20 protein-coding genes are annotated in these 21,608 nt (G+C 74.5%); 6 read left to right on the forward strand and 14 right to left on the reverse strand.

The annotated features are described in order from the left end of the window. Nucleotides 1-40 precede the first annotated feature (40 nt). The 12 genes from EV684_RS15030 to EV684_RS15080 all read right to left on the reverse strand — a co-directional run bounded on the left by EV684_RS15030 (nucleotide 41) and on the right by EV684_RS15080 (nucleotide 12,744). Complete coding sequence (locus EV684_RS15030) at nucleotides 41-1,816, reverse strand: type II secretion system protein GspD (RefSeq protein WP_132648102.1); 1,776 nt, start codon at nucleotides 1,814-1,816, stop codon at nucleotides 41-43. Continuing rightward, nucleotides 1,813-2,325 (reverse strand): hypothetical protein, encoded by a 513-nt coding sequence (locus tag EV684_RS15035; protein ID WP_132648103.1) that lies wholly within the window; start codon nucleotides 2,323-2,325, stop codon nucleotides 1,813-1,815. The genes EV684_RS15030 and EV684_RS15035 overlap by 4 nt, the downstream gene beginning before the upstream one ends. Continuing rightward, nucleotides 2,322-3,563, reverse strand: coding sequence for a type II secretion system F family protein (locus tag EV684_RS15040; RefSeq protein WP_132648104.1), 1,242 nt, complete (start codon nucleotides 3,561-3,563; stop codon nucleotides 2,322-2,324). The genes EV684_RS15035 and EV684_RS15040 overlap by 4 nt, the downstream gene beginning before the upstream one ends. Continuing rightward, nucleotides 3,560-5,191: a GspE/PulE family protein gene (locus EV684_RS15045; RefSeq protein ID WP_132648105.1), complete on the reverse strand. Its 1,632-nt coding sequence runs from the start codon at nucleotides 5,189-5,191 to the stop codon at nucleotides 3,560-3,562. Before EV684_RS15045 ends, EV684_RS15040 begins: the two co-directional genes overlap by 4 nt. Further along, nucleotides 5,178-6,311, reverse strand: coding sequence for a type IV pilus twitching motility protein PilT (locus tag EV684_RS15050; protein WP_165908501.1), 1,134 nt, complete (start codon nucleotides 6,309-6,311; stop codon nucleotides 5,178-5,180). The genes EV684_RS15045 and EV684_RS15050 overlap by 14 nt, the downstream gene beginning before the upstream one ends. Beyond that, entirely contained in the window at nucleotides 6,308-7,000 is a 693-nt protein-coding gene (locus EV684_RS24380; protein ID WP_165908502.1) for a hypothetical protein, read from the reverse strand. Before EV684_RS24380 ends, EV684_RS15050 begins: the two co-directional genes overlap by 4 nt. Continuing rightward, complete coding sequence (locus EV684_RS15055; RefSeq protein ID WP_132648106.1) at nucleotides 6,997-8,769, reverse strand: hypothetical protein; 1,773 nt, start codon at nucleotides 8,767-8,769, stop codon at nucleotides 6,997-6,999. The genes EV684_RS24380 and EV684_RS15055 overlap by 4 nt, the downstream gene beginning before the upstream one ends. Next, nucleotides 8,766-9,806 carry a type II secretion system protein gene (locus EV684_RS15060; protein WP_132648107.1) on the reverse strand — a complete coding sequence of 347 codons (1,041 nt, stop codon included), beginning with the start codon at nucleotides 9,804-9,806 and terminating at the stop codon, nucleotides 8,766-8,768. The genes EV684_RS15055 and EV684_RS15060 overlap by 4 nt, the downstream gene beginning before the upstream one ends. Then, nucleotides 9,803-10,273: a hypothetical protein gene (locus EV684_RS15065; RefSeq protein ID WP_132648108.1), complete on the reverse strand. Its 471-nt coding sequence runs from the start codon at nucleotides 10,271-10,273 to the stop codon at nucleotides 9,803-9,805. The genes EV684_RS15060 and EV684_RS15065 overlap by 4 nt, the downstream gene beginning before the upstream one ends. Before the next feature lie 2 nt (nucleotides 10,274-10,275). Then, on the reverse strand, nucleotides 10,276-11,181 hold the full coding sequence (locus tag EV684_RS15070) for a prepilin-type N-terminal cleavage/methylation domain-containing protein (RefSeq protein ID WP_132648109.1): 906 nt from the start codon (nucleotides 11,179-11,181) through the stop codon (nucleotides 10,276-10,278). Nucleotides 11,182-11,279: 98 nt separating this feature from the next. Continuing rightward, entirely contained in the window at nucleotides 11,280-12,266 is a 987-nt protein-coding gene (locus tag EV684_RS15075) for a prepilin-type N-terminal cleavage/methylation domain-containing protein (RefSeq protein ID WP_132648110.1), read from the reverse strand. Between the two features lie 136 nt (nucleotides 12,267-12,402). Next, complete coding sequence (locus EV684_RS15080) at nucleotides 12,403-12,744, reverse strand: hypothetical protein (RefSeq protein ID WP_132648111.1); 342 nt, start codon at nucleotides 12,742-12,744, stop codon at nucleotides 12,403-12,405. 238 nt (nucleotides 12,745-12,982) lie between these two features. Here EV684_RS15080 and EV684_RS15085 point away from each other — a divergent pair, with 238 nt between their 5' ends. Genes EV684_RS15085 through EV684_RS15100 form a run of 4 tightly spaced genes read left to right on the forward strand, consistent with a single transcriptional unit; the run spans nucleotide 12,983 to nucleotide 18,891 of the window. Beyond that, on the forward strand, nucleotides 12,983-15,163 hold the full coding sequence (locus EV684_RS15085; protein ID WP_132648112.1) for a TonB-dependent receptor domain-containing protein: 2,181 nt from the start codon (nucleotides 12,983-12,985) through the stop codon (nucleotides 15,161-15,163). 18 nt (nucleotides 15,164-15,181) lie between these two features. Beyond that, nucleotides 15,182-16,207 (forward strand): extracellular solute-binding protein, encoded by a 1,026-nt coding sequence (locus EV684_RS15090; protein WP_132648113.1) that lies wholly within the window; start codon nucleotides 15,182-15,184, stop codon nucleotides 16,205-16,207. Next, the gene (locus tag EV684_RS15095; protein ID WP_200222444.1) at nucleotides 16,194-17,876 is read left to right on the forward strand and encodes an ABC transporter permease; all 1,683 of its coding nucleotides are present in this window, start codon (nucleotides 16,194-16,196) and stop codon (nucleotides 17,874-17,876) included. The genes EV684_RS15090 and EV684_RS15095 overlap by 14 nt, the downstream gene beginning before the upstream one ends. Nucleotides 17,877-17,886: 10 nt before the next feature. Then, entirely contained in the window at nucleotides 17,887-18,891 is a 1,005-nt protein-coding gene (locus EV684_RS15100; RefSeq protein WP_132648114.1) for an ABC transporter ATP-binding protein, read from the forward strand. Here EV684_RS15100 and EV684_RS15105 read toward each other — a convergent pair whose 3' ends face one another. Continuing rightward, nucleotides 18,892-19,266, reverse strand: coding sequence for a hypothetical protein (locus tag EV684_RS15105; RefSeq protein ID WP_132648115.1), 375 nt, complete (start codon nucleotides 19,264-19,266; stop codon nucleotides 18,892-18,894). 167 nt (nucleotides 19,267-19,433) lie between these two features. Between EV684_RS15105 and EV684_RS15110 the strand changes: the two genes are divergently transcribed. Then, nucleotides 19,434-19,802: a translation initiation factor Sui1 gene (locus EV684_RS15110; RefSeq protein WP_132648116.1), complete on the forward strand. Its 369-nt coding sequence runs from the start codon at nucleotides 19,434-19,436 to the stop codon at nucleotides 19,800-19,802. 96 nt (nucleotides 19,803-19,898) lie between these two features. Here EV684_RS15110 and EV684_RS15115 read toward each other — a convergent pair whose 3' ends face one another. After that, entirely contained in the window at nucleotides 19,899-20,153 is a 255-nt protein-coding gene (locus EV684_RS15115) for a hypothetical protein (protein WP_132648117.1), read from the reverse strand. A gap of 143 nt (nucleotides 20,154-20,296) precedes the next feature. On the opposite strand from EV684_RS15115, the gene EV684_RS15120 reads away from it, so the two are divergent. Next, nucleotides 20,297-21,586 (forward strand): DUF3422 family protein, encoded by a 1,290-nt coding sequence (locus EV684_RS15120; RefSeq protein WP_132648118.1) that lies wholly within the window; start codon nucleotides 20,297-20,299, stop codon nucleotides 21,584-21,586. Nucleotides 21,587-21,608: the final 22 nt, after the last annotated feature.

Genomic DNA, 21,608 nt, shown 5'->3' on the forward strand with positions numbered 1-21,608 from the left:
TCGGGTGCCCGCCGCCCCGCGCGGCCGGGCCTGGCTGCACTCAACTCCCGGCGGGCAGCACCTCCGGCGCGCGGATGTCGGCGTCGCGCTCGCGCAGCCGCCGCGTCACGTCCTCGGCCTGCTCGGCCGACTCCAGCACGTGCGGCGTGATCACCAGGACCATCTCGTAGCGTTCGCCGCTGCGCTCGTCCTTCTTGAAGACCTCGCGCAGCAGCGGCACCGAGGACAGCCCGGGCACGTTGCCCTCGGTGCGGCTGCGCGTCTCGCGCACCATGCCGCCGACGGCGATCGTCAGCCCGTCCTGGGCCAGCGCCACGGCCTGCACGGTGGCGGTGTTGACGGTGTCGATCGGGAACTGGATGACGCCGTTGCCCTCGTCGCTGCCGGTGGCCAGCGGGATCGTCGTGCCGCCGGCCACGCGCACCGAGCTCTCCTGGTCGATGGTCAGCGTGACGCTGCGGTCGGCGTTGATGCGCGGGTGGATCAGCAGCGTCGTGCCGATGTCGCGCTTCTCGGTCTCGGCGGTGATCGTGGTGTTGGTCGCGCCGGTCGTGCCGGTGGTGGTCTGGGCCGTGGCGCCGGTGGTCAGCACGACCTCCTCGCCGATGAACAGGCGCGCCGGCTCGTTGTTCGACGCCAGCAGCAGCGGGCGGGCGACGGTCTGCACCCGGCCCTGCTCCTCGAGCAGCTGCAGCCGCAGGCGGATGCGGTTGCTGAGGAACTGGAACACCGAGGTGTTGTTCTCGTACTGGCTGTAGTTGCCCAGCGCGCCGACGCTGCGCGGGCCGCTGGACGCGCCGGTCAGCGGGTTGACGCTCTGGCCCGACGCGGTGCTGGCCACGCCCGAGGCCTGGCCCTTGCTGAAGAAGTCGAGGTCGAAGGCGCGGTGGAACTCGTCGTCCAGCCGCACCTCGATGATGCGCATCTCCAGCAGCACCTGGCGCGCCGGCAGGTCGATCTGCTCGACGAAGCGGCGCACCTGGGCGAGCACCTTCTCGTCGCCGGTGCGCAGGATCAGCAGGTTGTGCAGCTTGCTGTAGGTGACGTACAGCGGCGCGTCGTCGCCGGACTGCAGCGCGCGCGCGGTGTCGGCGTCGGTGCCGTGCTGCACCGCCTCGGGCGTGCCGTCGCTCGCCGCGCGCAGGCCGCCACGGCTGGCCGACACCGCGCCCGCGGCCTGCGCCGCGGCGTTCTGGCCGGCGGCGGCCGTGGCCGCGGTGCTGCCGCCGCGGCGCAGGTCGCCGCTGCCCAGGCGCTCGCCCAGCGGCTCCTCGCGCGGTTCGTTCAGGCGCACGCGGCTGCCGAACAGCGCGCGCAGCGCGTGCGCGGCGGCGACGACGTTGTGGTGGCGCAGCGGCAGCACCAGCGTCTGCTCCTCGCGGAAGACGGTGACGTCGCGCTGGTACTCCTCGGCGGTCATCACCAGGTAGGCGCCGGCGCTGTCGCGCCAGCGATACCACAGCCCGCTGATGCGCGTGATGCCGTCGAGCACCGCGCCGGCGCTGCTGCGCTGCATCACCATCGTCAGCTCGCGCTGTGCCGCCGCCGGCGTGGCGACGAGGTTCAGCCCCGAGGCCTCGGCGACGACGCGCAGCGCGCTGGCGACGCTGACCTGGCGGAAGTCCACGCTCATCGGCGTGTCCAGGCCGCGCGGCGCGGGCGCACGCGCTGCGGCGCGCGGCGGCACCCGCGCCGCCGTGGCGCCGGGTTCGGCGGTGTCGGCGCGCGCCGCCTGCAGCGCCAGCACCGACAGCGCCAGGACCGCCGCACGGGCCGCCGCCGTCCGGCGCGCGAGAGGGACAGCTTGGTTGTTCATCGGATCCACACGCGCGCGGGCGTGCCGTCGAGGCCGCCGCCGATCTGCAGTTGCACCCCCTGGGCGTCGATGCGCAGCACGCGCGCCAGGCCGCCCTCGGGCATCTCGAGCTCGTCGCCCTCGGCGACGAGGCGCTCGCGCCAGCGCGCCGCCGGGGCCTCGGCCTCGGGGCCGAGCAGCGCGCGCGGGCGCTCGCCGAGCACCAGCGCGAGCACGCGCCAGCCGCTGGCCAGCGCCGCCGTCGCCGGCAGCGCCGCCGCCGGCCCGGGCCGGCCGGGGCGGCGCTGGCGCAGCTCGGGCGTGACCTGGAACGGGTCGCGCTCGGCGCCGGCCGGGCCGCGGCGCTGGGCCTGCACCGCGTCGGCGTAGTCCTGGATCGTGCGCAGCCCCTGGCGCAGCGCCGGCGGCACCTCGGGCGGCTCCTGGGCGCCGGCCGGCGCGCACGAGGCGAGCGCGAGCAGCACGAGCCCGGACGCCGGGGCGCCGCGGTGGCGCGGTCGGCGTCTCATTGGCCTCCCCCTCCGATGGACATGACGGTCTTGAAGAACGTGTAGTAGACGAAGCCGACGACGGCGCCGACGACGATCAGCAGCACCGGCTCGATCAGCCCGGTCATCAGCTTGATGCGCGCGTCGAGCCGGGCGCGAAAGTGCGTGGCCACCGCCTCGAGCACGGTGTCGAGCTGGCCCGTGCCCTCGCCGACGGCGACCATGTGGCGCATCAGCGGCGGCACCGGCCGCTGGTCCAGCGCGCGCGCCAGGCTGCGCCCGGCCAGCAGCCGGTGCTCGGCCTCCTCGAAGACGGCGACGTAGACCCGGTTGCCGGCGATGCGGCGCACGATGCGCAGGCTCTCCAGCGCGGTGGCGCCGCTGCCCACCAGCAGGCTCATCGCCCAGGCGGTGCGGGTCATCGTCGCGTCGCGGATCGCGCCGCCGAGCAGCGGCAGGGCCAGCAGCAGGCGGTCGACGATGCGCCGGCCGCGCTCGAACAGCAGCGTCACCCAGACCGCAGCGACGGCCGCGCCCAACCCCGCGCCCAGCCACGGCGCCCAGCGCGAGAAGCCCGCGGCCAGGTCCATCAGCAGCTGGGCCTCGGCCGGCACGCGGTTGCCGCGGCCCTCGATGAAGGCGGCGAAACGCGGCACCACCGAGACGGCGAGGAAGGCGAAGACGCCGACGGCCATCGCCAGCACCAGGCTCGGATAGAGCATCGTGTTGAGCACCTGGCGGCGCAGCTCGCCCTGGCGTTCGAGGTCCAGCGCCATGCGTTCGCAGACCAGGTCGAGCTCGCCGCTGGCTTCGGCGCTGGCGGTGAGCTGCACCATCAGCGGCGTGAACGGCCGCCCGCGCGCGGCCATCGCCTGCGACAGCGGCAGGCCCCCGCGCAAGGCCTCGGCAAGCGCGCCGACGTGGGCGCGCAGGCTGTGCTTGACGGCCAGCCGCGCCGCGGCGTCCAGCGCCTGCACCAGCGTGTGGCCGGCACGCAGCATCAGCGCCAGCTGGCGCAGCAGCAGCGCCAGGTCGCCGCGCCGCGTCGGCATCCAGGCGCGCGGCAGCAGCGGCTCGACGGCGGCGAGCAGCCGCTCGCCGGCCGACAGGGTCTCGCGCAGCGGGCCCGGCGCGACCTCGATCGGCCGCAGGCGCAGCGCGCGCAGCTGGCTGCGTGCGTCGCGCTCGTCGCGCGCCTCGACTTCGCCGCGCTGCTCGACGCCGTGCGCGTCCAGCGCCAGGTAGCCCCAGCGGTTCATGCGCCGCTCCGCAGGAAGGGCCGCACGTCGTCCAGGGCGACGATGCCGGCGAGCAGCTTGGCGCGCGCGTCCTCGGCCAGCGCGTGCAGCCGGCCGCGCTCGCGCGCCGTCTCCATCAGCCGGCGCTCGCGCGCGCCGTCGGCCACCGCCTCGGCCAGCGCGGCGTCCATCCACAGCGCCTCGTACAGGCCGATGCGGCCGCGGTAGCCGGTGCCCAGGCAGTGCGGGCAGCCCACCGGGCGGCAGGGTGTGGCGTCCGGCGGCAGCGCCTCCAGGCCCAGCGCCTCGAGCAGCCGGGCGTCGGCGCCGGCGGGCTCGCGGCAGCGCGTGCACAGGCGGCGCACGAGCCGCTGCGCGAGCACGCCGGCCAGCGTGTCGGCGATCATGTAGCGCTCGCAGCCGATGTCCACCAGCCGCGTCACGGCGCCGGCGGCCGAGTTGGTGTGCAGCGTCGACAGCACCAGGTGGCCGGTGGCCGCGGCCTTCAGCGCGGTGTCGGCGGTGTCGGCGTCGCGCACCTCGCCGACGAGGATGATGTCCGGGTCGTGGCGCAGGAAGGCGCGCAGCGCGTCGGCGAAACCGACCTTGGCGCTGACGCCGACCTGCGAGATGCCGGCGACCTGCTGCTCGACCGGGTCCTCCACCGTCAGCACGTTCAGCCGCCGGCTGTCGAGCTCGCGCAGCGCCGCGTACAGCGTCGTCGACTTGCCCGAGCCGGTGGGGCCGGTGACGAGCAGGATGCCGTGCGGGCGCGCGAGGATGGCGCGCAGCGGCGCCAGCACCGCCTCGGGCATGCCCAGCGCGTCCAGGCTCAGCGCCGCGCCCTGCTGGCCCAGCAGGCGCAGCGTCAGGCGTTCGCCGTGGCAGGTCGGCATCGAGGCCACGCGCAGGTCCACGCTGTCGCCGTCCCAGCCGCCGACGGCGAACCTGACGCCGCCGTCCTGCGGCGCGCGCGACTCGGCGATGTCCAGCCCGGCGAGCACCTTGATGCGCGAGACCAGCGCTTCGCCGAGCGCACGCGGCAGCGCCGGCCCCCAGTCCTGCAGCACGCCGTCCACGCGCAGCCGCACCTGGTGGCCGCCTTCGACCGCCTCGACGTGGATGTCGGTGGCGCGGCGCTGCAGGCTCTCGCGCACCAGGCGGTCGAAGAGCGCCGTCGCGTCCTCGTCCGGCGCGCGGGCGGCGCCGGTGGGGCCGCGCCCGGTCTCGCGCAGCAGCAGCGCCGCCAGGCCGTCGGCGTCGGCCAGCACCAGGCGCGGTTCGCGCCCGAGCAGCCGCGCCGCGACCAGGACGCCGGCGCGGTCGTCGGGGTCGCAGACGGCCAGGCAGTCGCGGCCCTGCTCGTCGAGCAGCGGCATCATCGCGTGCTTCTGCAGCAGCGCCACCGGCAGGCGCTTGAAGGCCGCCTCGTCCAGGCGCGCGGCGCCCAGGTCCAGCCAGGGCAGGCCGCGCTGGCGCGCCAGCGCCTGCCAGAAGGCCGTCGGCGGCAGGCGCAGCTCGCGCCCGATGGCGTCCAGCAGGCCCAGGCGCTGGGCGCGCGCCAGCGGCCGCAGCCGCGACACCGTCGCCGCGTCGACCAGGCCGGCCTGCACGCCGGCGTTCAGCAGCGCCGCCTCATGCACGGCCATGGGGGCTCCTCGTGGCGCCGCGCGCGCCGGCCTCGGCCAGCAGCCGGCCCAGGCGCGCCGGGTCGCGCGCCAGCGCGCGCGCCTCGTCCAGCCCCAGCCGGCCGGCGCCGACGGCGGCGGCCAGCGAATGGTCGAAGGTCTGCATGCCGTGTTCGGTGCCGCTTTCCAGCAGCGAGTGGATCTGCTTGCTGCGCCCGCTGGCGATCAGGTGCGCCACCGCGGTGTTGACGACCAGCACCTCGGCCAGCGCGGTGCGGCCGTGGCCGTCGCGGCGCGGCACCAGGCGCTGCGAGACCACCGCGCGCAGGCACGACGCGAGGCGGTAGCGCGCGGTGTCCTGCTCGTCGCCGGGGAAACCGCCGACCACGCGCTCGACGGTGCCGACGGTGTCGGCGGTGTGCAGCGTGCCCAGCACCAGGTGGCCGGTCTCGGCGGCGGTGAGCGCCGCGCGCATGGTCTCCAGGTCGCGCATCTCGCCCACCAGGATCACGTCGGGGTCCTGGCGCAGCGCCGCACGCACCGCGCTGGCGAAGTCGGGGAAGTCCTGGTGCAGCCCGCGGTGCGTGACGTGGGCGCGGATCGGCTCGTGCACGAACTCGACCGGGTCCTCGATGGTCAGGATGTGGCGCGCGTGCTGACGGTTGATCTCGTGCACCAGCGCGGCCAGCGTCGTGCTCTTGCCCGAGCCGGTGGCGCCGGTGACGAGCACCAGGCCGTCGCCGATGTCGGCCAGGCCGGCGAGCGACGCGGGCAGGCCGAGCTGGGCGAAGCTGCGCAGGCGGCCGTCGAGGTGGCGCGCCACGAGCCCCGCGCGCCCCAGGCTGCGCAGCAGGTTGATGCGGAAACGCTCGCCGCCCAGCGTCAGGCCCAGGTCCAGGCCGCCGTCGCGCTGCCAGTCGGCGAGCCGGCCGTCGCGTTCGGCGAGCCGGGCGCAGAGTTCGCCCAGCGCCGTGGCCGTCCAGGCCTGGCCGCCCAGCGGGCGCAACTCGCCGTTGACGCGCGCCAGCGGCGGCTGGGCGCTCGCCAGGTGCAGGTCCGAGCCGCCAGCGGCCAGCAGCTGCTGCAGCAGCGCGTGCAGGCGGTCGAGCACGTCGGCGGGCGTGTCGTGGGCTTCGGTCACAGCGTCAGGTCCATCTTCACTTCGAGCCAGGGCAGGCGCGGCGCCTCGCCGGCAGGGGCGGGGGCGGCGCGCACCTCCAGCGACAGCCAGACCGGCGCCACCGTGTAGGGCAGGGTGCTCAGGCCGTCGAGGAACTGCATCAGGCCGCGGAACGAGGCCTGGGCCTCGAAGCGCATCGTCGGGCGCTGGTAGGGCGCGGCCTGGGCGAGCTGGCGCATGCGCTCGGCGCTCGGCGGCTGGCCCTGTTCCTCGCGCTTGAGGCCCTGCAGCTCCAGCCGCGTGAGGTTCAGGTCGGCGCCCTCGGCCAGCGCGGTGAGCGCGGCGACGAGTTCGCGGCCGGGCTCGAGCGTGTCCAGCGGGGCGAACGCCGGTTCGAGCGCGGCCAGACGCGCACGCTGGCGTTCGAGCTCGCCGCGCAGCCCCGCGGCTTCGCGTGCCAGCGCCGCCGGGCTGCGTGCGCCCAGCGATCCCGGCGGCAGCACCGGCGCCTGCTGCGAGGCCTGGCGCGCGCGCTGCTCCAGCCGTGTCAGGTCGCCGCGCGCCTTCAGGCGCGCCGGATGGGCGACGAAGGCGTGCAGCGCGCTCAGCGCCGCCAGCAGCAGGGCCGCGGCGATCAGCGGCACGCGCCGGCGCTCGGCCTCGCCGAGCCGCTGCCAGCGTTCGCCCGCGGAGGACAGCCAGCGTTTCATGGCCGGACTCCGGAGGCGGCCGCCGGCGCGTCGTCGGCCTCCAGCTCGGGGGCCTGCGGCACGAGCCAGAACACCATCTCGACGCCGGGCTCGCCCTGGCGGCCGGCGCGGCTGCGCAGCGCCGGCTGCGCGACGCTGATGCCGCGCCCGGCGACACGCTGCTGCACGCGCTCGGCATACGCCTGCAGCCGCGGCGCCTCGGTCGACCAGGCGCGCACCTCCAGGCCGATGCGGGGCTCGCCGTGGCCCGGTTCGCGCACGCCGTCGAGCACGACCTGGGCGTCGATCGCCGCGCCCAGGTCGCGGATCAGCGCCGGCACGGTCAGCGTGCGTTCGCGCACCGCGCTCCAGGCGTCGGCACGCGCCAGCGTCTGCTGCAGCGCCTGGCGCAGCCCGGCGACCTCGCGCTGGCGCTGCTGCAGCTCGCGCGACTGCTGCTGGCCCTGCTCGCGGTCGGCGCTGCGCGCGTTGAGCCGCGCCTCGATCGCCTCGCGCTGGCGCTCGATGGCGTGGATGTCCCACCAGACCCAGCCCTGCCAGGCGGCGGCGGCGGCGACGCTGGCGCCGGCGGCCAGCCACGGGCGCCAGCCGGGGCGGCGCCACAGCGGCGGCCGCGGGTCGGCGGCGGGAATGCGCACCAGGCGCGGCGCCGGCGAGTCGAGTTCGTGTGCCAGCGCCTGGGCCCGGGCGCTGGCGGCCTGGGCGGCGTCGGCGGCGACGACCGTGACCGGCAGCCGCATCAGCCGCTGCAGCCCGGCGGCCAGCGCGGCGGCGTCCAGCGCCGGGTCGGCGACGACCAGGCGCAGCTCGTTCAGCGGCTCCACCTGCCAGTCCAGCAGCAGCGTGGCCAGCGACTCGGCGTCGGCCGGCTGCTCCTCGCGCGAGTCCAGGCGCTGGCCGCCGCAGGCGCCGTCGACGCGGCGCAGCGCGTGCACGCACTCGGGCGTCAGCTCCAGGCCCAGGCAGACGCCCGCGTCGGCGCCGCCCCAGGCGACGGCCAGCCCGGTGCGCGGCCACAAGCCCTCCAGGCGCAGCCCGGCGGCGCGCGTGGCGGCGATCCAGTCGGCGCGCGCCTGGGCCCCCGTCGCCGCGACGCGCCACAGCGGCAGCCGGTGGCCCTGGCCGTCGCGCACCAGCGCGCCGTGCCAGCCGCAGGCGATGTCGCGGTCGAGCATCTGCAGCGTCGTCTGGGCCTGCAGCGCGGCGTCGAGCGCCTCGCGGGCGACGCAGCCGAGCTCGAGCGCGAGCTCGCCGAAACGCAGGGTGTCGCCGTTGGGCGCGAAACGGCCCTGGCGCGACAGCGTGGTGACGGCTTCGCGCGCCGCGGCGTCGAGCACGCCGCGCGCCTGCAGCACCGCGCCGATGGTCCAGACGGCGTTGTGGGCGGCGATCGCCGGCTCGGCTTCGTAGCGCGCCATCTCCATCATCTGCGTCGGCGCGCGCGGGCGCTGCGGGTCCACCGGCAGGTCGACGACGGCCGGCACCGCGCCGGCAAGCATCACCGCCAGCCGGCGCGGGCGCGGCAGGCCGGCCTCGGCCGCGGCCGCCAGCAGGGCCGGCAGCGCGGCGCCCGGATCGGTGGCCGGATGCTCGCGGCGCAGCACTTCCTGCCAGCTGGCGGCGCTGCCGCGGCCGTCGCGGCGCAGCGCCACCAGCGTGATGCCTCGCGGCCCGGCGTCGGCCAGCCAGCGCAGCGTGCCGCCGCCGCGGCGCGGCAGGCGCAGCCGCGCCATCGTGGCGGCCGAGGGGCGGGGCAGGCGGCGCTTCATCGCACGACGAGCTCGATCACCGGCCGCGCCGCGCGCGGGTAGAAACGCGCCGCGGCGTGCACGCGCCGGCCGCCCACGGCATACGGCGTGCTGCCGGCCACGAGCAGCACGCGGTGTTCGCCGTTGGGGATGCGCCGCGTCGTCGCGCTGGTCGGGGCGGCGAAGACGAAGTCGGCGCTGCCGCCGGCGTCGATCGCGGCCGCCGAGGCCGGCGTCGTGTGGCGGCGCCAGCGCCCGCCGCCGCTGGCGGTCTCCCAGACCAGCAGCGACACCGCCAGCGCGCTGCCGGCCGGGATCGCGCCGGCGCCGGCGTTGTGCACGCGCACCGTCCAGCCGACCAGGTCCACGCTCCAGTCGTCGGGCGCGACGGCGCGCACGAGGTCGGCCGTGGCCTCGTCGTCGGGCGGCGGCACGCTCGTGCCGACGGCGTTGTCGGAGCCCAGGCTGGTGATCGTCCAGTCCGCGTTCTCGTCGGCCGGCAGGCCCAGGCGCCAGCCGTGGTTCAGCGCGTCGTCGGCGTCGCCGTCGAGCGAGACGTTGCCCCAGCCGTCGCGCAGCAGGTCGCCGCCGGCCTGGCCGTCGAGCTGGCGGCGCAGGCCCTTGTTCAGGGACTCGGCCGGGTCGTCGAGCGCGAACTCGTCGCCGGAGCCGTCGCTGCGCCCGTCGGCCGCCGGCGTCGGGTCGAAGACCGGCGCGCGCGGGCGCAGGCAGGGCATCAGGCCGGCGGCGACGACGCTGCGGTCGCCGCGGCACTCGTCGGCGTCGACCAGCGACGCGCGTGCGGTCAGCTCCAGCACCGAGGCCGGCAGGCGGCCGTTCTCGGCGACGAACCCCGCCAGCCGCACCTCGCCGCCCCAGGCCGGGGCCGCACGGCCGACGACGGCCTCGACGAGGGCGTCCAGGCGGCGCTCGGTGGTCTGGCGCCGCGCCTGCTGGTCGCGGCCGCCGACCAGCGCCATCGACACCATCGCCGTCGCGCCCAGCAGCGCCACGACGAGCAGCATCTCGATCAGCGTGAAGCCGCCGGCGCGTGTCATCGCTCGGGGGCGGCGGCGCCGAAGCTGGTCACGACCAGCGCCGGCCCGCGCGCGAAGTTGTAGACGTGGAAGGCGTAGAAGCGGCGCGTCTGCCCGGGGCGCAGCTCGCGCGCCAGGCGCGCGGCGGCGCCGTCGTCGATGTAGGCGACCAGGGTCTCGCCGCGGCCGTAGCGCAGCAGCACCGCCTGGCTGACGCGCGGCGGCTCGCTGACGTGCATCAGCTGCAGTGCCTGCTGCAGGTACTCGGCCTTCTGCGGCCGCGGCGGTGCCGCCAGCTCGGCGTCGAACTGCACGCCGTAGGGCTGCAGGATGATGCGCTGCGGCGTGCGCGCCGCGGGCACGAAGGTCTCGAGGCGGATCTCGCGGAACTCCTGCGTCGGGTCCGGCGCGGCGGAGGCGGGCGCCGCGGCCGCCGCGAAGGGCAGGGTGATGGCGAGGGCCGCCAGCAGCATCAGGATGCGCGTCATCGTCACTCCAGGCAGATGACGACGTCGTCGCGGCCGGCTTCGGTGGCGGCGTTGGCGTCGCAGGGGGCGTCGGCGGCGAAACCGCCCCAGCGGCCGTCGCTGCCGGTCCAGGCGACGCGCACGCGGCCCGACGCCGGTCCGAAATACAGCAGCGGCCGCGGGTGGCTGCCTTCGTCGTGGGCCGCCGGGTCGTAGCCGCCGGCGGTGGCGGCCAGCGTGTGCCAGCGCCAGCGGCAGCCGTCCTGCAGCCGGCTGCAGTCGGCGCCCGCGGCGTCGACGGCCTGCAGCGCCGTGCCGGCCGGCAGGCCGCGCAGGTCGCGCTGCAGTTCGCCGCCGAGCGGGTCGCCGCCGGTGGCGTCCAGGCCGTCGCCGACGTCGACCCAGCCGGTCGACTCGGGGCGCAGGTAGGGGCCGCGCCAGCCGCGGCCCGACAGCGGATCCCAGCGCTGCAGGCGGCCGAGCGCGTGGTTGGCGCACAGCCGCGGGGCGTTCACCAGGCTCCAGAGGTTGGCCGGGTGGGCGAACCAGCGGGCGCGCCAGGTCTCGACGTCGCCGGAGCCCAGCGCCAGCGCGGGCAGGCTGGAGCGCAGCCACAGGCCCTCGCCGGTGTCGCTGCAGGACACGGTGCCGGCGCTGCCGGACTCGACGTTCGTGGCCGAGGCCAGCGCGAACGGGCCGCTGCCGGGCCAGTGGCCGGTGTCGTCGCGGAAGTGGCGCAGCGCCTGGGCGAGCTGGCGCAGCTGGACCTGCGCCAGGCGCGCCTGGGCGTCGCGCTGCACGCCGGCGTAGGCCGACCAGCCGAGCGCCGCGACGGCGGCGAGCACGGCCACGACGATCAGCAGCTCGGTCAGCGTGAATCCACGGACGGGGCGTGCCGGCGGCGGCGGGCACGCGGGGAACGACGGCATCGGACGGCAGGCGGTATCGGGGTGACGGCAGGCGCGGCGCGCCTCGTGGGCGCGCCGCGCGTGGCCCGCGGCTGGCGCGGGCCCGGGGACTCAGGGCGTCAGAGCGTGCTGCGCGTGCCGTCCCACTCGCCGAGTTCCTCGTCCTTGGTGTCGCCGGCGCCGTCGATGATGGCCTGCAGGCGCACTTCGGAGGCTTCGGTGTCGACGTTCAGCAGGGCGACGAAGCGGTTGTATTCGTCCTTCGTCACGTGGCGGTAGACCGGCACCGTGGTCATCGCGCCGCGCTTCTCGGGGTTGAACAGCGAGGTGTCCGGGCCGATGCCCAGCGCCACCAGGTACTGGGTCTGGCTGGCGCCGATCGCGGCCTTGGTGGTGTCGGCGTTGACGCGCGCCGGCTCTTCCCAGAGCTGCAGCACCTGGTCGGTGGCGGTGGCGCTGATCGTGTAGTTGGTGTCGAAGCCGCAGCCGTTGGCGCTGGTCGCGCTGCGGTAGATCGTCGCCGCGGTGACGTCGTTGCCCTTGTTGGTGATCAGCGTGCGGATGCCGGTGGCCGAGCAGTCGCCGGCGCCGTCGGCGCCGTTGGGGTCGGCGGCGCTGTTGAGCAGGCGCACCGTGCTCACGCCGGCGTCCACCAGCAGCGAGGCGACGTCGGCCGGGATCGTCGTCGGCGCCAGGCTGGCGGCGAGGTCGGCGTTGATGACGTCGGTGTCCACCGCGCCGGCGGACGTGGCGCCGACCAGCGTGTCGGTGCCGTTGCGCATCAGCGAGTCGAAGTTCGACGGCAGCATGCCGTCGTTGAGCACCTGGTAGGTGGAGATGCCCTTCATCAGCTCGTCCATCATCGCCACGTGGGCGGCGGCGGAGGCCTGGCGGTCGGTGTCGCGCAGCAGGATGGTGGCGGTGCCGGCGATGGCCGCGATGATCGCGACGACGACCAGCAGCTCGAGCAGCGTGAAGCCGCCCTGCTTGCCCTTGATCTTCTTCAGGCGCTTCTTCGCCCAGGGCTGGGCGACGAGGGCGGGATCGATGGCATCGACGACGGCGGCACGTTGTTCGCGGCTCAGCGCGAGGAGCTTGTTCAGCATGGGAGTTCCTTGAATGAGAGAAGTCGGCGGGACGCTCGTCCCGCTGACGCCATCCGCCACCCCCTCGGTGCCGCCAGACGACGTCCGGATCCTCTTCACGACGGCCGGGGCCACCCCGGTCCGTTGGGCCAGGCGCTCAGCGCTGGCGTCGATCGCCGCCGCGGCGGCGATCCTCGAACGCGATCGGAAGCTGGCTGCGGCGCCGGTCGGCACCGGCGCGGCGTTCACCGGCCGTGCTGCCGGCAGCCGCCTCGACGACCTTCCACACGCCCCAGCGCAGCGGCTGGCGTTCGCTGTAGTCGACGACGAAGCGGTGCTGCTTGCCGCAGTGCAGGATGACTTCCTTCTGTCCCTTCTTCAGCAACCGCATCTCGATGCGGATCTCGCCGAAGCCGTCGTGGGCGAACAGATCCTCGTAGATCCGCACGAGTCGGTTGAGGACGTCCTGGTTGGTCATCATCCCTGCGGCAGGCCGCATCAGTTCTTTGCGTTGGTTGCAATCCTAAATGAGAATGCGTCTCAACCGCAACATGGGCACCCCGCAGTCAGGGGGGCGCACCGTGACTCGCGCTTTACACGACAGGCCCTGGATGACAAGTTTCATTACGAATGCAAAGGCGAATGAGTCGCATTAGCGATGGATTCGGATAATCCCTGGCATGGACTGGCTGCGGCCCTCGGCGCGCCGGTCCTTCACAAGCCACAGGAAAACTCGCATGTCCAAGCTCTCCGCGCATCGCCGCGGCCGAATCCGCACGACCGCCGCCGCCGCGCTCGCCGCCTGCGCGGCCGTCGCTCAGGCCCAGCCCGCCCCCGAGACCGGCGCGCTGCCGACGCTGGTCGTCACCGCCTCGGGCTTCGAGCAGGAGCTGCGCCAGGCGCCGGCGTCGATCACGGTGATCACGCGCGAGGATCTGCAGACCCGCCAGTTCCGCGACCTGGCCGAGGCGCTGCAGGACGTCGAAGGGGTCGACGTGCGCGGCGGCACCGGCAAGACCGGCGGCCTGGACATCAGCATCCGCGGCCTGCCCAGCGAGTACACGCTGGTGCTGATCGACGGCCGGCGCCAGAACGTCGCCGGCGACGTCACGCCCAACGGCTTCGGCGCCGCGCTCAACAGCTTCATGCCGCCGGTGGCGGCGATCGAGCGCATCGAGATCATCCGCGGCCCGATGTCCACGCTGTACGGCTCGGACGCGCTGGGCGGCGTCGTCAACATCATCACGCGCAAGGTCGGCCGCGAATGGGCGGGCAGCGCCGGCGTCACCGTCGGCGTGCCCGAGGCCGGCGACGAAGGCCTGCAGCGCAAGGCCGACATCTATCTGAGCGGCCCGCTGGTGGCCGACACACTGGGTCTGCAGCTGCGCGGCAACGTCTACGACCGCAACGCCTCGGAGCGCATCTGGAGCAGCGGCAATGCCCGCGACCCGCGCCCCGGCGAGAGCCTGCAGAGCAGCGTCGGCGCCAAGCTGACGCTGACGCCCGGCCAGGGCCAGGACCTCTGGCTCGACCTGGACCAGGCGCGCACGCGTTACGACAACGCCGACTGCCGGCTCGGCGGCGTCGACTACCTGAACTGCGCCACCGGCGCGGCCACCACCACCGCCGTCGGCTACCGCGACGAGCTGCGTTTCAACCGCGACCAGGTCGCGCTGGGTCACAGCAGCCGGCTGCCCTTCGGTCTGCTCGAGTCCAGCCTGACACGCAGCGAGACCGAGACGCTGGGACGCACGATTCCGAGCGCCTCGCGCCCGGCGGGCAGCGCCGAGATCGGCCAGGACCGCGGCCTCGAGACCACCAACCTCGTGCTCGACTCCAAGCTCGTCAGCCCGCTCGGCGAGCGCCACGTGCTGAGCACCGGCCTGCAGTGGTGGAAGGCCGAGTTCCACGACAGCCTGCTGCCCGAGGACCACGAGCAGACGATGTGGGCCGTCTTCGCCGAGGACGAGTGGCAGCTCGCCGACGGCCTGACGACGACGCTGGGCGGGCGCTACAACCGCCACGACGCCTTCGGCGGCGAGTTCAGCCCGCGCGCCTACCTCGTCTGGGACGCGGCGCCGGGCTGGACGCTCAAGGGCGGCCTCAGCGGCGGCTTCAAGGCGCCGCGCCTGAACCAGCTGATCGACGGCGTCTCGGGCATCGGCGGTCAGGGCACGGTGCTGGCGATCGGCAACCCGAACCTCAAGCCCGAGGTCAGCCGCAGCGCCGAACTCGCCGCGCTCTACGACGGCGGCAAGGCCTGGGGCGGCTCGGTGACGCTGTTCCGCAACAAGATCAAGGACCGCATCAGCAGCAGCGGCGGCAGCTGCAGCGTCGACTGGATCTCCAGCTGCAGCGCCAACCCTAGCGCCACCTACGCGATCAACATCGACGAAGGCAAGACCTGGGGCGTCGAGCTCGCCGGCCGGCTGGCGCTGGCCGAACGCTGGGCGCTGACCGCCAACTACACCTGGACCGACAGCGAGGCCATCGTCAACGGCGTCGAGAGCGGCAAGCTCAGCGACACCGCCGAACACGTCGCCAACGTCCAGCTGCGCTGGAACGCCAGCGATCGCTGGAGCGCCTGGCTGCGCGGCGAGTACCGCGGCGACAGCCGCCGCTTCGACGGCAAGACCTCGGCGCTGGCCGGCAACGACGCGCTCGAGTACGCCGCGCTCGGCGACCTGAAGGGCTACTCGCTGTGGCACCTGGGCGGCAGCTACCAGCCGACCAAGACGCTGACGCTGAGCGCCAGCGTGCACAACCTGCTCGACAAGGACTTCGACGACTTCCGCGCCTGGACCAACACCAGCGGCCAGGAGGTGCTCGGCAGCCCCTACTACAAGGCGACCAGTTCGGTGCGCGGCACCGCGCCCGCGGGTCGCACCTTCTGGGTCGGCGCCAACCTGACGTTCTGACCCCCACCAGGAGAAACGATGAAGAACTGGAAGACGACGCTGGCCGTCGGCGCCGTCGCGCTCGCCGCGGCCGGCCAGGCCCTGGCGCAGGCCGCGCCGCAGCCGGTGACGGTCTACTCGTCGCGCATCGAGCAGCTGCTCAAGCCGACGCTGGACCGCTACACGCAGGAGACCGGCGTGCGCATCAACCTGCTGACCGACCGCGGCGGCTCGCTCACCGAGCGCCTGGCCGCCGAAGGCGCCAGCTCGCCGGCCGACGTGCTGATCACCGTCGACATGGGCAACCTGTGGAACGCCGCCGAACGCGGCCTGCTGCGCAAGCTGCAGTCGCCGACGCTGGACGCCAACGTGCCGGCCAGCTTGCGCGACCCCGGCAGCCGCTGGTGGGGGCTGTCGCAGCGCGAACGCACGATCTTCTACGCCGCCGGCAAGGTGCAGCCGTCGCAGCTGTCGACCTACGAGGACCTGGCGCTGCCGAAGTGGAAGGGCAAGCTGTGCCTGCGCACCGGCAAGCAGACCTACACCCAGTCGCTGGTGGCGATGATGATCGCCAAGCACGGCGAGGCCCGCGCCGAGGAGATCGTGCGCGGCTGGGTCGCCAACCTCGCGACCGACGTCTTCACCAACGACAACAGCCTGCTCAAGGCGATCGAGGCCGGCCAGTGCGAGGTCGGTATCGCCAACACCTACTACTACGGCCGCATCCTGGCGCGCGAGCCCGACTTCAACGCCAAGGTCAAGCTGTTCTGGGCCAACCAGGGCGCCGGCGAGGGCGGGGCGCACGTCAACCTGTCCGGCGGCGGCGTGACCACGCACGCGCGCAACCCCGAGGGCGGGCGCAAGCTGCTCGAGTGGCTGTCCTCGCAGGGCGTGCAGCGCGACTACACGCACGGCACCTTCGAGAGCCCGATCAACCCGAAGGCCGAGGCCGACCCGATCGTGCAGGCCTGGGGGACGTTCAAGGCGAGCCCGCTGAACGCAGCCGACATCGGCTCGCGCCAGGCCGCGGCGATCCGCCTGCTCGACCGCGTTGGCTACCGCTGAACGCGGCCTGAACCCGCCGGCCTTCGCGCCGGCGGCGCACCGCGCGCGGTCGCTGCCGTGGCGCGGCGCGCTCGCCGCGCTGCCGAACGCGCTGCTGACGCTGCTGCCGCTGGGCGCGGTGCTGGTGCTGGCGCTCACGCCGCAGGCCGACACCTGGGCCCACCTGTGGCAGCACGTGCTGCCGCGTGTGCTGGCCAACACCGCGCTGCTGATGGCGCTGGTGGCCGTCGGCGTGCTCGCCGTCGGCGTGCCGCTGGCCTGGCTGACGGCGATGTGCGAGTTCCCGGGCCGGCGCGTCTTCGCCTGGGCGCTGGTGCTGCCGCTGGCCTTCCCGGCCTACGTGCTGGCCTTCGTGCAGATGGGCCTGTTCGAGTACGCCGGCCCGGTGCAGACGGCGCTGCGCGAGCTCTTCGGTAGCAGCCGCTGGTTCCCCGAGATCCGCGGCAGCTTCTGGGGGCTGACGCTGGTGCTGGTGCTGGCCTTCTACCCCTACGTCTACCTGCTCGCGCGCGGTGCCTTCCTGACCCAGGGCCGGCGCGCGCTGGAGGCGGCGCAGACGCTGGGCTGCTCGCCGGCCGGCGCGCTGTGGCGCGTGGCGCTGCCGATGGCGCGGCCGTGGATCGGCGCCGGCCTGGCGCTGGTGCTGATGGAGACGCTGGCCGACTTCGGTGCCGTCGCGGTGTTCAACGTCGACACCTTCACGACCGCGCTCTACAAGGCCTGGTTCGACCTGCACGACCTGGGTGCGGCGGCGCAGCTGGCCTCGCTGCTGGTGCTCGTCGTGCTGGTGCTGGTCGCCGCCGAGCAGCGCTCGCGGCAGGCGCAGCGTTTCGATGCCGCCGCCGGCGGCGACGCGCGGCGCGCGCTCGGGCCGCGTGCGCGCTGGCTGGCCACCGCGTTCTGCGCGGCGGTGCTCGGCGCGGCCTTCGTCGTACCGATGCTGCAGATCGTCGTCTGGTCGCTGCAGGTCTGGCGCGAGGACCTGGACGCGCGCTACTGGGGCTTCGCCTGGAACACGCTGCGCCTGGCCGGCACCACCGCGGCGGCGGTCACGGTGCTGGCGCTGCTGCTGTCGTGGATCCGCCGCCGCCATGCCGACGCCGCCACCGCCTGGCTGGTGCGGCTGGCCGTGGTCGGCTACGCCTTCCCCGGCGTGGTGCTCGCGGTCGGCGTGTTCGTGCCGATCGCCTGGTTCGACGCGCAGCTGCTGGCGCTGCTCAAGCCCTTCGGCGTCGAGCCGCTGGCGCTGCTCAAGGGCAGCCTGGCGACGATGCTGCTGGCGCTGGCGGCGCGTTTCCTGGCCGTGGGCTTTCACGCCACCGACAGCGCGATGCAGCGTGTCAGCCGCCACCAGGAGGAGGCCTGCGCCTCGCTGGGCCTGACGCCGTGGCAGACGCTGCGCCGGCTGCACCTGCCGCTGCTGCGCGGCGGCCTGCTCGCGGCCTTCCTGATGGTGCTGGTCGACGTCATGAAGGAGATGCCGATCACGCTGATGACCCGCAGCTTCGGCTGGGACACGCTGGCCGTGCGCGTGTTCCAGCTCACCTCCGAGTCGATGTGGCAGCAGGCGGCGCTGCCGGCGCTGGCCATCGTGCTCGTCGGCCTGCTGCCGGTGGCGCTGCTGGTCATGCAGACCGAACGCAGGCCCTCGTCCCGAACCCTGTCCTGAGTCGCTCACGATGCTCGAAGTCGAACACCTCACCCTGGGTTATGGCGCGACGGACGTCGTGCAGCGGGCCACGCTCGGCCTGGCGCGCGGCGAGATCGGCTGCCTGCTGGGGCCCTCGGGCTGCGGCAAGACGACGCTGCTGCGCGCCATCGCCGGCTTCGAGGCGCCGCGCGGCGGCCGCATCCTGCTCGACGGGCGCGTCGTCGCCAGCGCCGGGCACCAGCTGCCGGCGCGCGAACGCGGCGTCGGCATGGTCTTCCAGGAGCACGCGCTGTTCCCGCATCTGGACGTCGAGGGCAACGTCGCGTTCGGGCTGCGCGGCCTGGCGGCGGCCGAACGCCGCGCGCGCGTCGCCCAGATGCTGGCGCTGGTCGGCCTGGACGGCATGTGCAGGCGCTGGCCGCACGAGCTGTCCGGTGGCCAGCAGCAGCGTGTCGCGATCGCCCGCGCGCTGGCGCCGCGGCCGGCGCTGCTGCTGCTCGACGAGCCGTTCTCCAGCCTGGACACCGGGCTGCGCGAGTCGATCGCACGCGAGCTGCGCAGCATCCTGCGCCAGGCCGGCGCCACCGCGCTGATGGTCACGCACGACCAGCCCGAGGCCTTCGCGATGGCCGACCGCATCGGCGTCATGGCCGGCGGCCGGTTGTGCCAGTGGGCCGACGCCTTGGAGCTCTACCGGCGCCCGGCGACGCCCGAGGTTGCGGCGCTGGTCGGCTGCGGCGTGCTGCTGCCGGCGCGGCGCGTCGCCGACGGCTGGTCGACCGCGCTGGGCCTGTTCGATGGCGGGACACCGGCTTTCGAAGACGGCGACGGCACGCGCGTGCTGCTGCGTCCGCAGGCGCTGCGCCTGGTGCGCGAAGGCGGCGTGCCGGCGACGGTGGCCGAGCGGAGCTTTCGCGGCAGCCATTTCGCCTACGAACTCGCGCTCGCCGACGCCACGCGGGTGCTGGTGCACGGAGACACCGCGCACGTGCACGACATCGGCGCCGTCGTCGGCCTCGCACCCGCGTCCTGATCAGGTCTCTTCTTCGGCCTCGATGACCAGCCGCAGCCGCTCGGCGCCGCCGCATTCGACGAAGGCCTGCACCCGCAGCTCGCGGCCCACCGGCACGCTGCGCCGGAAGCGGTAGTCCAGGCCGTCGTAGCGGCCCTGGGTGTCGGTGGCGATGCGCCGCGACCACTGCAGCTCGCCGTCGGCGAGCACGCGCAGCGCGTGCCAGGGCGAGCGTGCGCCGTCGAGCGGGCGAACGCTCATCGCCACCGAGATCTCGAAGCGGCGCTCGCGGCGCGCGTCGGCGGGCACGACGAGCAGGGCATCGGCACGGTCGCCGGCGTCCAGGTGCCAGCGTTCGGGGCGGGCGGGATCGGCGGGGCGGGCGGTGCTGCTCAAGGCGGTGACGTGTCGGAGGCGGCGAGGGCCGCGAGCGTAGCGCAGCCCGCGCCGGCGGCGCATGGCCGTGCCCGGCGCGCGCTTATGCTCGCGGCCGTGATGAACACGATCCCGATGAACCGCCGCCGTGCCGCGGCACGGCCGTCGCGGCACGCAGCATGGGCGCGATGAACGACCGCCGCCGTGCCGGCGCCGGCGGCCTGGTCTATTCCACCGAGGGCGGGCGCATGTGCCCGGCCTGCCGCCGGCCGCTGGCCGACTGCGCCTGTGCTGCGCCGAAGGCGGTGCCGGCCGGCGATGGCGTCGTGCGCGTCGGCCGCGAGACCGCCGGCCGAGGCGGCAAGGGGGTCACCGTCGTGCGTGGGCTGGCGCTCGACGAGGCGGCGCTGGCCGCCCTGGCCAAACGCCTGAAGGCGCACTGCGGCAGCGGCGGCACGGCCAAGGACGGCGTCATCGAGATCCAGGGCGAGCACCGCGACAAGGTGCTGGCCTTGCTCCAGCAGCAGGGCTGGACGGTGCGGCGCAGCGGCGGCTGAGCCGGCGCGGTCAGCCCGCCCGGGAGCGAGCCGACACGACAAGATGCCAGCCACGGCATGGCGCCGTGGCCGGACGAGGCAGGCGTCGACGCCGGCTCAGGTCGCCGGGGTGGTGATGCCCAGGCAGTTGTTGCAACGGCCCAGCCCGCGCAGGCGCGGGTCGGGCTTGCCGTCGCCCGTCTTGAAGTTGGCGTGGCACTTGATGCACACGTACATCTTCGAGCTGGACATCATCGGCTTGACGCCGGGTTCGGCATTCGGGCGTGCGGCGGTGTACTCGGCCTGGGTCTGACGGAGTTTCGGGCCTTGTGGGGCGGAATTGGACGGTGCTGCGGAACGGCGGGTGGCCATGGCGCTGTATCGGGGGCTCGGGGGCCTCGTGCTATCGCTAACCCCCTATTGTCCGCTGAAATGGGGTCACTCCGCTGCTTGATCCGTGTCGCCTCGGTCGATCAGGGGGGATGCCATACTTCGGGCCCCTCAGGTCACGTCTGATGCCGCAGCTTCCACCCGACTATCCCGGTCGTTTCGAACTCGCTGACGAAGTCCACGCTCGCCCGCCCGAGCCGCTGGAGTTGCCGTCGCGTGCGACCTATGTCGCGGTGATGGTCGACCCGACCGACCGCGACAGCGAGCGCGCCCACATCGTGCGCCTGTTCGAGGCTTTCGCCGTCGTGCCCCCGGACGCCGGGCTGACGCAGTTCAGCGCCCAGCTGGGGCCCTTGCGCATCAAATGGGAGCGCCACGGCGAGTTCTCCGGCTACGTCTTCCTGCTCGACGGGCTGAGCCCGACGCCGTTCACCGAGCCGGCGACCACACGCCTGCCCGCCGGCTGGCTGGAGGCCATCCCCGGCCAGACCATCGTCGCCGCGCACGCCAAGCTCGTCGCCGGCGCCCAGGAGGTGCCCGACCCGCAGGCGCTCGCCGACCACTTCGGCGGCAACATCGTCGTCGGTTCGTCGATCGGCGAAGGCGCCGGTTACGCCTTCACCGACTTCAAGATCCACGCCGACGGCTGCGCGCGTTTCTTGCTGATGGACCGCGGCCTGACGCCGCGCCAGGCCGGCCGCATGCTGCAGCGGCTGCTGGAGATCGAGGCCTACCGCATGCTCGCGCTGCTGGCGCTGCCGATGGCACGCGAGCAGCTGCCGCGCATCGTGCAGATCGAACGCTCGCTCGAGACGCTGACCGGCGAGATCGCGCGCGAAGGCGCCGACGAGGAACGTCTGCTGCAGGAGCTGACGCGCACCGCCGCCGAGATCGAGCACGAGCTCACCGCGACCCAGTACCGCTTCGGCGCCACGCGCGCCTATGCCGAGCTGGTGCGCACCCGCATCGCCGAGCTGCGCGAGGTGCGCATCGCCGGCACGCAGACCATCGAGGAGTTCATGGCCCGGCGCTTCACGCCGGCCGTGGCCACCTGCAACACCGTCTCGCAGCGCCTGCACGAGCTGGCCGACCGCGTCGCGCAGGCCAGCGGGCTGCTGGCCACGCGCGTGGGCATCGCCCGCGAGAAGCAGAACCAGGCGCTGCTGGCGTCGATGAACCGGCGCGCGCAGCTGCAGCTGCGGCTGCAGAAGGCGGTCGAAGGGCTGTCGATGGCGGCCATCGTCTACTACGCGGCCGGCCTCGTCGGCTACGTCGTCAAGGGCGGCAAGGCCGCCGGGCTGCCGCTGGACCCCGAGCTGATCGTGGGCCTGTCGATCCCGCTGCTCGCCGGCGTCGCCTACCTCGTGCTGCGGCGCGCCCGCCGCCACCTCGCCACCAGCGAGCGCAATTCCTGAGATTCCGACCCTCCTGAAAGCC

Source organism: Rubrivivax gelatinosus (genome assembly GCF_004340905.1).
GTDB classification, from domain to species: domain Bacteria; phylum Pseudomonadota; class Gammaproteobacteria; order Burkholderiales; family Burkholderiaceae_C; genus Rubrivivax; species Rubrivivax gelatinosus.